Source organism: Sinorhizobium sp. CB7 (genome assembly GCF_041357635.1).
GTDB lineage: Bacteria > Pseudomonadota > Alphaproteobacteria > Rhizobiales > Rhizobiaceae > Rhizobium.
In genome coordinates, this window is sequence record NZ_JAULLL010000037.1 from 23,149 (window position 1) to 30,913 (window position 7,765).

The following is a 7,765-nucleotide window of genomic DNA, read 5'->3' on the forward strand; positions in this document are numbered from 1 at the left end:
AGGCGGCCGTCATATTCATATCCAGACAACATAGAGGATTAGGAGGGTGCAGACATATCCGAAAAGGGTGAGCAGCCATCCGCTCCGCAGAAAATCGGCGAAGCGGTAGCCGCCGATGCTCATTGTCAGCGTGTTGTTGTGATGGCCGAAGGGGGTGAGGAAATCGAGCGAAGCCCCCGCGGCAACGGCCAGGAGATAGGCCTGTGGAGCGTGACCCGCCGCCTTTGCCAGTTCGAAGGCGATGGGCGTCAGCACGATTGCAACGGTCGCGTTGTTGACAAAGGGGGTGATGCCGGTTCCCAGCGCAAGTATGAGTCCTAAGCCGACAGCCGGGTGTGCGACGGGCAGATACTGGCTGAGCCATGCGGCGAGATTGGCGGCGGTCCCGGTCGTGGCGACGGCTGTGCCGAGCGGTATCATCGCGGCGAGCATGATGATGATCGGCCAGTTGAGATCGGCCAAGGCCTGGCGGATGTTGAGATGGTTGAGCAAAGTGAGCACAAGAATGACGCCGGCAAAGGCGATCTCGGGCGGAAACAATCCGGTCGCCGAGGCCGCAATGCCGGCGATGAAGACGAGGAGCGGCCGCAGCGAATGAGACGGCGCGGCGTGGATCGCTTCCGTTGCTGCGAGCGGCAGGCATTCGCATTCCTCAAGCGCCTCGTCGATCGCCTGCCGTCGGCCCTCGAGTCGCAGGATGTCGCCGATCGAAAGACGGAGGTCCGCGAAGCGTCCTTCGATGCGCGGCGAACGCGTGGAAAGGCCGGTAACGGCAACTCCGCGGGAGCGAAACACTTCGAGGGAACGGATATACGAACCAACGAGTGTGCTTTCCGGCATCACGACGGCATCGAGACGCGTGAAGTCCTTGTCGCTCATGTCGAAATGCACTTCGGGCAGTAATGCTGCCGTATACGACAAACGTTCGAAGGTGGTTTCGTCTGCCTCCACAAGAAGAAGATCCCCGGCGGCAATCATGGTCTTCTCGGGCGCGCCGAATACGAATTGTCCATTGCGGATCAAGGCATGCGGTTGAATGCCGAAGGCGGAGATGCAATCGGCAAGTACGCGGCCGACAAGGGGAGATCCGGACGGAACTGAACGCTCGGTGACGATGCGGCGCGCTGCGGCTGGTGGGGGAGAGGCAGAGATTTCGTCGGGTGCCGGAAAGAGGCGCTGGACCACGAAGGCGATGATCAGGACGCCTCCGACCGCCACCGGCAGGCCGGTGAAGGCGAAATCGAAAAATGCGAAACCTTTACCCGTTGCCTGCGCCAAGGCATCGCTGACGAGGAGATTGGCAGGCGTGCCGATCAGAGAGACAAGGCCGCCGAGAAGGGCTGCGAAGGATATCGGCATGATGAGCTGCTTGCGCGGGATTCCGGTGATCTCGTTCAGCCGCAGGGCTGCGGGAAGTGCGATCGCATAGGCGCCGATATTGTTCATGAAAACCGAAATGAAGGCAGTCAGGCCGGAAAGCCCGGCAATGACCGTGAAGGCACCGTGTTTGGCGACGGCGAAGCGTTCGGCGAGCGCTCCGAAAAGCCGGCCACGAGCGAGAACTTGCACGATCAGCAGGACCTCGATGACGGTGATGACGGCGGGATTGGCAACGCCGGAAAAGACATCCGCTGCCCGATAGAGGCCAAGCGCATAGCCCGCGAGCACGCCGGCAATCGAGACGATCTCGATGCGAAAACGATCCAAGGAAAAGAGCGTAAGCATCACCACCAGAAGGATCAGGAGTGCTGCTTGCTCAAAGGACATAGGCAGATCCGCAGTTAGGGCAATTCCAGGAAAAGTTCCGTTCGGAATTGCGTAAGTAAAAAAGATGGAGCGGTTCTGCGTTTCCATGAAGAGCTGAGCCGCCCTAGCTCATCAGCGTTCGAATTTAGCTGGTCCGCGGGCGCTGTATAGAGCCGTAATGAGCCGGAGGCACCGCCGTCCACATCGAGCCGGTCGTAAGCGTCCCGGGTCCGCGGCTCATTTCGTTCGTTTCTAGCGGTCCCGCCTCGGCTTCTCGAAACCTGCGCGCCGGCGCAGTTGCTGCAGCTCCGCTTCGCTAAGCGCTCGCACCGAACCCTTCGGCAGGTCGCCAAGGGAGACATCGCCGATCGCGATGCGTATCAGCCGGAGACATTCCATATCCAGCGCTTCCAGCATGCGGCGGATCTGCCTGTTCCTGCCTTCGTCCAGCTCGACTTCGATCCAGGCATTCTTCTCGCCGCTGCGCAGCAGACGCGCCGATGTGGCCTTCAGGATCTCGCCATCGGCGCGAATCCCTGATGTCATCTGAGCCAGCGCCTCTGCGTCGACCATCCGGTTGACCTGCACATGATAGGTCTTCGTCACGTGAGTAATCGGATCGAGGAGCGCCTGCGCGAATTCGGTGTCGTTCGTGAAGAGAAGCAGACCTTCGCTCGCCTTGTCGAGGCGTCCGACCGGTGAAAGATGCGGCCCGTCGAAATCCTTGAGGCAATCATAGACGGTCGGCCGCCCCTCCGGGTCGTGTCGTGTGGTGACAAGGCCGCGGGGCTTGTTGAGCATGAGATAGATTTTCTTCTCCGCGGCTATCGCAACGCCGTCGACCTCGATCCTGGCGCTATCGACGTCGACCCAGGCGGACAGATCGGTGACGATGCGGCCATCGACGGCGACGCGGCCTTCTGCAATCAGTTTTTCGGCCTGCGTTCGCGAGCAGAAGCCGAGCTTCGACAATGCGCGCGGCAGGATGGCGCGTTTTGCCGATGCTTCATCGCCGGCTTTCGCGCGTATGGCCGTCTTCTGCGGAGGGCGCCGTTGTCTCAAATTCATTTGTGCTCTTCACGCGGTCGCTTGCCGTTGTTTGGCACGGCTGACGGCCCGAAGCCAGAGCATAATCCTTTGTCCTCTGTAAATTGGAATGTCGGATTGAAGCGCGCTCGGCCCGCGCTGAAGCTCGTGGATGTGAAAATCCTACCGACGTTCTGGAGAGATCAGTACCGGATACTTCGTCTTGGCGGAGCCGAGCGAAGCCGAACTCACACGCCGCGAGAAGATGAGCGGGAAGAACTACAGAGCTCGACAATAAAACCGAGGCGGGCGTTTTTCACTTGGGGATAAATGAATCCGCCCGCCTCGACTGCGGAGGCATCATTGCTGTTGGGGTCGGGAAGAGGCAATGGTGCTCATCGCAGATCTACAGCCTTGCGATAGCTGATCGGATTTTTTCTCGACGCATTGCGCCAGCCTTCCGCCACCGGGCCTTATACCGGAACAGAGCTTGCGGATGTCGGCGGCACAAGCGCTACGCAGCGCGGCTCTCTGTTCGGTCGTCAGTTGCGCAGCGGAAGCGCTTGTCGCGGCAAGAAGTATGACGGCGAGGGCGAAATTCCTCATGATCACCACCAGACGCCGCCGCGACGATGGACGGTTCCGCCATAGGGACCGGTCGTTGTGCGCGAATAGGTGTAATAGTGCGGGGCGACGCGTGTGACGGAACCCGACCGGCTGATGGAGTAGCCGTCCGGTCCAGTGACTGTTCCGGCGCGGCTGCAGGCGCGGCCCGAGCAACCGCCGCTGCCGCTGTAGGAATAGGTGCCGCGTTCAGTCGTAACGCTGCCCTCGCGCGTCCAGGCATTGGCCGCTCCGGTGGAAAAAGCGGTGACGACAAGGGCGGCAAGTCCCACCGAAAGGAAGGTCTTCATCGGATGATCCTTTTTAGTCCTCATTGCAAAGATCTGCTCGTGTCGCTGTGACGATCGAAGGATCGGGTGCGGGCTTTGCTGGGATTTTTCAGGAAGAGCCAATTTTGTTACAGTTTGTAACTGGCACTTCTTCCCTATTGTCAGAACGGCGGCACGCCGCGCATTCATGGGTACCATGGTTTCAGCAACACTTCTCCTGGTCGAGGACGACCGCGAAATAAGGGCTCTGCTCGATGAGTTTCTGAGCAGGGAGGGTTTTTCCGTGGAGACGGCCGAGAGCGCGGCAGCGATGGACCGCGCGTTATCGCGTGGCTTTCCCGATCTCGTCATTCTGGATCTAATGCTTCCCGGAGAGGACGGGCTGTCGGCCTGCCGACGGCTCAGAGCCCGCAGCAGCGTCCCGATCCTGATGCTGACGGCGCGGAGCGAGGACATCGATCGTATCGTCGGGCTCGAGATGGGAGCCGACGACTATCTCGGCAAACCCTTCAACCCGCGCGAACTGCTCGCGCGCATCAAGGCGATCCTGCGCCGTTCCGGAAACCAGGGTCGCGAAGAAGCCTGCGTCCGCCGTCGCAAGACCTTCGCCGGTCTCGTCGTCGATCTCGACGGTAGGGCGATCGAAATCGAAGGCGAGGGGCCGGTTCGGCTGACGACAGCCGAGTTCGACCTTCTCACCTGCTTTCTGGAGCGCCCACGCCGGGTTCTGTCGCGCGACCAGCTTCTCGACTGGACGCGCGGACGCGAAGCCGATCCCTTCGATCGCACCATCGATGTCACGGTTTCCCGCTTGCGCAACAAGCTGGCGCAGTTCCTGCCGGCCGGCACGCAGCTGATCACAACCGTGCGCAACGCCGGTTATCTCTTCACCGCGGACGTGAAGGATATATGAGCCATGGCGAAACTCGGACTGGTCACCCGCATCATCCTCATTGTCGCCCTCGCGCTCTTCACCATCCAGCTTGTCGCGATCTTCGCGGTTGGCATAAAGCATGAGGCGCCTCTCAGGCGTGAATTATCGCCGGTCGCCCAGGTCGCTACCGCCGTGCGACTGCTCGATACCATTCCGAGGGAAGCGCAGGGTGCGGCAGTCCGGGCACTGAACGCCAATGGTTTGAGGCTGCGTATCGAGGATCGGTCTTCACCGACCGCCCCTGACATCGAAGCCGACCGTGCCTTCGGCCACAAGCTCATCCACGAACTTGCAACTGCGGCGCTGGGCGACCCCTACATCGGTCTGCGCTCACTTCCGGAGCGACCGCGGCGCTTCTTTTCGGTCGGCGCGCCGGATCGCACCATAGAGGTCACGATCGGGATTGGCGGCGGCCGGCTGGCGATCTTTGAGCTTGCCGATACGCCGACGGTGAGGGTGCGTGGGGTGCCTGTCGGCTTCCTGACAGGTCTGCTCGGCGTTCTTGTCGCCGTTATCGCAATCGCCGCGGTGGCCCGGGAAACCCGTCCGCTGACGCGACTGTCGCGCACCGTCAATTCGCTCGGCAACGGGTTGCAGCCGATAAAGATCATGGAGGAGGGGGCCTGCGAGCTGCGCACCCTCATTCGCGCGATCAACGACATGCAGCTGCGCATCGCAAATCTGGTCAACAATCGCACGCTGATCCTCGGAGCGATTTCCCACGATCTCAGAACCTATCTGACCCGTTTCCGGCTGCGCATGGAAATGATGCCGGACGCTCCGCATCGCGAGCGCGCCATTGCCGATGTCGAAGCCATGCAGCAGCTTGTCGAGGATGCCCTCGGCTTTGCGCGCAGCACCGCCATCTCGGGAGAGCGCGAAGAGACGGATCTCAATGCGGCCGTCAAGGCGGCGCTGGAAGAGCGCCACGACGATCCGTCCCATGTTTCGATCCGGCTTGCCGGGGAGGGGCCGAGGGCTGCGATCGGCCAGACGGCGCTGCGGCGGATCCTCGACAACTTGATGGAGAACGCACTGCGTTACGGGGAGAGAGCGGACGTTTCCATCGAAAGCAACGGCGATCGTGCTCTTCTCGTAATCGCCGATCGCGGACCGGGAATACCGGAAGGGCGGCGAAAGGATGTGCTCGAACCATTCTTCCGGCTCGAGGAATCGCGCAATCGCGATCTCGGCGGCAGCGGGTTGGGGCTCACCATCGTCAAGCAGATCCTCGATGCCCATAACGGATCGATCTCCTTCGAGGATCGTTCCGGGGGCGGCTTGCGGGTCGTGGTCTCGTTGCCGATGGTTGGGGTGATAAAGGCGGCAGCCTGATCGCCTGTTACATTTCGTTACGCGGCTGAACGATTGGCGAAACAGAGATCCTCGATCCTCATGCGATCAAATCCGAGAATGAGGATCGATCATGAAAATCAGCAAAGCCGCCGCCGGGCTTCTGTCCACGGGCATTTTTCTTCTGCCTCCGGCTCTTCATGCCCAGCAGGGTGGGTCCCGGCAGCCGGACGGGACGCCTGCCGCGCAGACCGGAGAAATGCCGATGGATTTGCTGCCGCCTTTTCCCAGGGGCTTTCATGGAGGGCATTTTACCGGGGAAAGGCTTGCCTTCCTGCGCGATCATTACGATCCCGCACGGCTGAGGCTTCGCATTGCCGGGCTGCTTGCCGCGCAGGAAACCGTGATCGGTATCCGCAGCGACCAGCATGATGTCTGGCAGGCCTACAGCCAGGCCATTCTCGCCATGATACCGGAAAAGGCTCAGCTGGACGCGGTCATGGTCAAACCAGGTGAGCGGTCCGAGGCTTTCGGGCATCCCGAGGCGATCGCGGACGCACTGATCGCCTATGCCGACAAAGCCGCGAGCCTGAAACAGGCGATTGCTAACCTCCGCAGCCGGCTGTCCCCGGAACAGCTTGAACGTGCTCGTTTTCCTGAGTGAACATTAAATCGTTGGGAGAAGGAGGCGTCATCCTTCGGCGCGCAATCGTTCTGGCCGTCGGTGTCGGCGTCGTGGCCTTCAACGAAGCTTATTGGAATCGTTACTATCTGGTGCGGCCTTGGTATCGGCCCTATGTCTATCACCCGCGCCAGCATGTCTGGGTCGTGCGTTGTGACCCAGATGGCAAATATCAATGATAGGTCAGGAAGCTTTCAAGCTCCTGACGGCTTATGACAATTCCTGCGGCGGCTTTCACCGGATCAGGGTGAGAATAGGACAGACGAGGCATTCCCCGCGGCAGATCGAGCGCCTGGCGCATGTTCATGATGCCGACAGCGCGCCGTCCTTTTGCATCGTCGACGCTTACTTCCACGATTAAATTGGACTTGTTATCGTCCATTAGCGACCTCCCCTTTTTTTAATGGCATTAATATTTCGAATGATCTTGGTTTTTCTAAGACCTTAGTCGTATGCGCCGCGTCAAAATGATATTCGACGCGGTGCAAGAGCATGGCCGGCGAAAAGGGAGGGGCCCTCAGCGCCACCAATGGCGCGGCTGCGGTTCGGAACTGCTGGCGAGGAGATAGCCGGCGAGGAAGCCGATGGCACCGACGAGCGCAAGCGCAGTCGTCGTGGCGGCGGGATGCTCGCGGGCGGCACCGGCGACGGCGGCTCCTTCCGCTCTGATCTGGGCGACGGCACTTCTGGCTCGCGGCTCGGCGGCATCATAAGCTTTCCCGGCGCGGTCGCGGACTTCATAATAGGCCTGCGCGCTCTGGGCGGAGACCATTTTCTGCAGTCGAGAGACCTCCTGCTGGAGCGCGGCGATGTCCTTGCTGACCGTTGCTTTGATATCATCGATGTTGGTGGCCATGGCTATCTCCTTCGGTTGCTATCGAGGGAACACGAAAAGCCTGCTTTAGGTTCCAGATCGAAATCCGAGAAAATGAACAAGTCATCTCTTTGCGGTTGTATCGCAGTGACATTTGACCTTCTGTTAACCATAAAATGTGCGCAGGATGCTGTTTTTCAAATATTTTCCGTTCGTGAGAAGCCGCTCGCAGTCGATTTTTGACCGGCTGATAAAGAATTTTCCTGTCCGGCGGTGCTGAAAAGGGGCGCCTGTGAATAAAATTTCTAAAAAAACAAAGTCGAATCAGCCTGTTACAAAATTGTCAAAAAAGTTTGTTGTGGTGGAGTTGACTTGGT

General features: G+C 60.0%; 9 protein-coding genes. 4 read left to right on the top strand and 5 right to left on the bottom strand.

What is annotated here, in order from left to right; genetic code table 11:
- Positions 1-15: 15 nt before the first annotated feature.
- The 3 genes from AAE029_RS35320 to AAE029_RS35330 form a co-directional block, all read right to left on the bottom strand.
- Positions 16-1,767 (bottom strand): SLC13 family permease, encoded by a 1,752-nt coding sequence (locus tag AAE029_RS35320; protein WP_371077600.1) that lies wholly within the window; start codon positions 1,765-1,767, stop codon positions 16-18.
- Between the two features lie 231 nt (positions 1,768-1,998).
- The gene (locus tag AAE029_RS35325; RefSeq protein WP_371077611.1) at positions 1,999-2,808 is read right to left on the bottom strand and encodes a pseudouridine synthase; all 810 of its coding nucleotides are present in this window, start codon (positions 2,806-2,808) and stop codon (positions 1,999-2,001) included.
- Positions 2,809-3,380: 572 nt separating this feature from the next.
- Entirely contained in the window at positions 3,381-3,686 is a 306-nt protein-coding gene (locus AAE029_RS35330) for a hypothetical protein (RefSeq protein WP_371077601.1), read from the bottom strand.
- Between the two features lie 175 nt (positions 3,687-3,861).
- On the opposite strand from AAE029_RS35330, the gene AAE029_RS35335 reads away from it, so the two are divergent.
- The 4 genes from AAE029_RS35335 (at position 3,862) to AAE029_RS35350 (ending at position 6,753) form a co-directional block, all read left to right on the top strand.
- Entirely contained in the window at positions 3,862-4,578 is a 717-nt protein-coding gene (locus AAE029_RS35335; RefSeq protein WP_371077602.1) for a response regulator, read from the top strand.
- Positions 4,579-4,581: 3 nt separating this feature from the next.
- Positions 4,582-5,934, top strand: a complete 1,353-nt coding sequence (locus AAE029_RS35340) for an ATP-binding protein (protein ID WP_371077603.1) — start codon at positions 4,582-4,584, stop codon at positions 5,932-5,934.
- Positions 5,935-6,025: 91 nt separating this feature from the next.
- Positions 6,026-6,556, top strand: coding sequence for a hypothetical protein (locus AAE029_RS35345; protein WP_371077604.1), 531 nt, complete (start codon positions 6,026-6,028; stop codon positions 6,554-6,556).
- Positions 6,553-6,753, top strand: a complete 201-nt coding sequence (locus tag AAE029_RS35350; RefSeq protein WP_371077605.1) for a hypothetical protein — start codon at positions 6,553-6,555, stop codon at positions 6,751-6,753. Before AAE029_RS35345 ends, AAE029_RS35350 begins: the two co-directional genes overlap by 4 nt.
- On the opposite strand, the gene AAE029_RS35355 is transcribed toward AAE029_RS35350, so the two are convergent.
- Together AAE029_RS35355 and AAE029_RS35360 are read right to left on the bottom strand one after the other, a co-directional pair.
- Complete coding sequence (locus AAE029_RS35355) at positions 6,747-6,956, bottom strand: hypothetical protein (RefSeq protein ID WP_371077606.1); 210 nt, start codon at positions 6,954-6,956, stop codon at positions 6,747-6,749. The two genes, AAE029_RS35350 and AAE029_RS35355, sit on opposite strands and share 7 nt — an antisense overlap.
- 135 nt (positions 6,957-7,091) lie before the next feature.
- Positions 7,092-7,430, bottom strand: coding sequence for a hypothetical protein (locus tag AAE029_RS35360; protein WP_371077607.1), 339 nt, complete (start codon positions 7,428-7,430; stop codon positions 7,092-7,094).
- Positions 7,431-7,765 lie beyond the last annotated feature (335 nt).